Annotated in this window: 3 protein-coding genes and 1 tRNA gene; all 4 read left to right on the forward strand. The window is 59.8% G+C overall.

All coding sequences use genetic code 11. The features are described 5' to 3' along the window. The first annotated feature begins 176 nt into the window (after positions 1-176). Positions 177-254, forward strand: a tRNA-Asp gene (locus DWV20_RS09705). Between the two features lie 359 nt (positions 255-613). Next, positions 614-1,099, forward strand: a complete 486-nt coding sequence (locus tag DWV20_RS09710) for an Rrf2 family transcriptional regulator (RefSeq protein ID WP_118256886.1) — start codon at positions 614-616, stop codon at positions 1,097-1,099. A 21-nt stretch (positions 1,100-1,120) separates the two neighbouring features. Further along, on the forward strand, positions 1,121-2,026 hold the full coding sequence (locus DWV20_RS09715) for an adenine glycosylase (protein WP_118256887.1): 906 nt from the start codon (positions 1,121-1,123) through the stop codon (positions 2,024-2,026). A gap of 114 nt (positions 2,027-2,140) precedes the next feature. After that, positions 2,141-2,680, forward strand: a complete 540-nt coding sequence (rbr, locus tag DWV20_RS09720) for a rubrerythrin (protein WP_055252097.1) — start codon at positions 2,141-2,143, stop codon at positions 2,678-2,680. Positions 2,681-2,773 lie beyond the last annotated feature (93 nt).

Genomic DNA, 2,773 nt, shown 5'->3' on the forward strand with positions numbered 1-2,773 from the left:
CTTTCCGTCTTGCGCAGGACTGTAGAGCAGCAAACTTAACCCCCGCCCCCAGCCCCGGAGACCCTCCCGGATGGCCCCAAAAATTTTTTCAAAAAAGTTGTTGCGCGCCGGACAGACTTCTGTGTATACTAATCCCCGCAGCGCACGCGAGCGGAAACAAACGCGAACGTCTGCCTGGGGAGTTAGCTCAGTTTGGTTAGAGCGCCGGCCTGTCACGTCGGAGGTCGCGGGTTCGAGCCCCGTACTTCCCGCCAACGCAATTAAAGCCACGTCTTCGGACGTGGCTTTTTGCGTTTGATGCACTTTGTTTCGATAGAACGATCGCCCTGGCGCATCTTCGCCCAGAATCCCCGCGCCTTCGGGAACGCAAGTAAAATCTAATAAGTATATTTGTCTGAACAACAGCTTTGTTGCGCAACACCTGTTCAACGAGACAGGGGGTTAGGCTATACTAAATTGCACTGTAGGCCGCATCTGATGCATTTCGCTCCGAGCGCGGCGTTCAGTGGATATCCGATTTACCATTTGGATGTCCTAGCGGTCATTTAGCGTCTCGACACAAGCTCGGCCCCGGAGCTCGTTCGAGCTGTTCGTATTCCTTGAAAGGGGAAAAATGGACATATCGAGGAAGACTGATTACGCCCTTCGTATGTTGGCGATGCTTGCCGAGGATCCGGAGCGTTTGCTTTCTGTTCGCACCGCTGCCGAAGAGGTCAATGTTCCGTATTCGTTTGCACGCTCGATTCAGCACGGTTTGGTCCAGGCCGGTATTGTGGAGAGCCTGCGTGGCGTCCACGGTGGCATGCGTCTCAAGGTCAGTCCGGACGACGTCACCGTTCGTCAGGTCGTCGAGGCCGTTCAGGGCCCTATGGTTATGAATGATTGCACCGCACCCGATGGCGACTGTGCACGCATGGGCACGTGCTGCTATCATCCCCTGTGGGCCGGAGCTCAAGCGTTGATGCGCGACTACCTCGATTCCGTTTCGCTCGGCGACATCGTCGCTCACCGCCAGTTCCCGGCCGTCGATTCCAAATTCGCCGACCGCGACGCGTTTCCCGAGTACGCCACCTGCGCGTTCGCTTGCCGGGAGGAATAGCGCCGCATAAGGAGCATAGATATGATTCAGGACCCCTTTCGTTCGATGATTCGTTCGGAAGGGGTCCTGCGCTATCGCGACCTTCCGTGGCGCCGCACGCGCGACCCGTACATCATTTGGCTTTCCGAGGTCATGCTGCAGCAAACACAGGTGCCGCGTGTGGAGGCGCGCATGCCGGCGTGGCTCGATCGTTTTCCGACCGTGCAGGCGCTTGCCCAGGCCGCGCCTTCCGATGTTTTGGACGCTTGGCAGGGCATGGGCTACAACCGACGCGCTCTGGCGCTTCACGGGGCCGCTCAACGGGTCGTAGAGGATTGGGGCGGGGAGTTTCCGCACGAGACGCGTGACTTGGTCGCTCTGCCTGGTATTGGCCCGGCAACGGCGCAAGGTATCCGGTCGTTTGCGTTTGATCTTCCGGGCGTGTATCTGGAGACCAACGTGCGCACGGTCTTTCTGCATCACTTCTTTCCCGATGTACCGGCTGTTCCCGATCGCGAGCTGGTGCCGCTGATTCAGGCGGCCTGTCCGGCGGCCCCCGGTGCGGCGACCGACGAGATCGCTCCCTTTGCCGTGCCGCTCGATGATGCCGATACGCCGCGCGCGTGGTATTACGCGTTGCTAGATTACGGCGCATATCTAAAAAAGACGTTGCCCAATCCGTCCAGGCGCTCGGCGGGCTATAGCCGTCAATCAAAGTTTGAGGGCTCACGTCGCCAAAAGCGCGCGCATATCGTGCGCATGTTGCTGGCAGCGCGCGATGGCCAGCCGGCGGGGATTACGCTTGCTGATGCCGTGGTGGGCGTTAACGAGATGGAAGCGGCGGCTGGGCGTGGACCGGTCGAGCGCGAGCTTGTCGCGGGCATTCTGGCCGACCTGGAGCGTGAGGGCTTTTGCCGAGCCGAGGGCGATCGCTGGCTGAGCATCTAGCCCGTGCAAATCTGAAGAACAGGATTGTAAGGTTTAGATTTTCGGCATGAGGGCATCCTAAAGACGAGGCCGCTCGAAGCCTACGGGCGGCATGCGTTGAAGGGAAGTACACCTATGGATTTTGAGAATTCTCAAACCAAGAAGAACCTCGAGACCGCTTTTGCCGGTGAGTCCCAGGCACACACCAAGTATCGCTACTATGCCTCCAAGGCCAAGAAGGACGGCTACGTTCAGATCTCGAACATCTTTGCCGAGACGGCTGGCAACGAGTCCGAGCACGCCAAACTGTGGTTTAAGTATCTGCACGATGGCGCCGTCCCCGATACCCTGGACAATCTGCGCGATGCCGCCGCGGGTGAGAACTACGAGTGGACCACGATGTACGACGAGTTTGCCAAGACCGCCGAGGAAGAGGGCTTTGCCGAGATTGCCGCAAAGTTCCGTGGTGTTGCCGCCGTCGAGAAGGCCCACGAGGAGCGCTACAACAAGCTCGTCGAGCGCATCGAGTCGGGCGAGGTGTTTGAGCGTGAGGGCGTAAAGGTGTGGAAGTGCCTGAACTGCGGGCACCTGCATGTGGGTGCCGAGGCGCCTGAGGTGTGCCCGGTGTGCAACCACCCCAAGGCGTACTTTGAGGAGCAGGTGGTGAACTACTAGCGCTTGGCGCTGGCTGCTGCGGGGCGCAGGGCGGGAGGCCGGATCGCCTTCCCTCCCCGCTCACGGCTCCGCAGGGTCGCGTTGAGGGAAGGC

It is taken from the genome of Collinsella sp. AF02-46-1, from assembly GCF_003465825.1.
Lineage (GTDB): Bacteria > Actinomycetota > Coriobacteriia > Coriobacteriales > Coriobacteriaceae > Collinsella.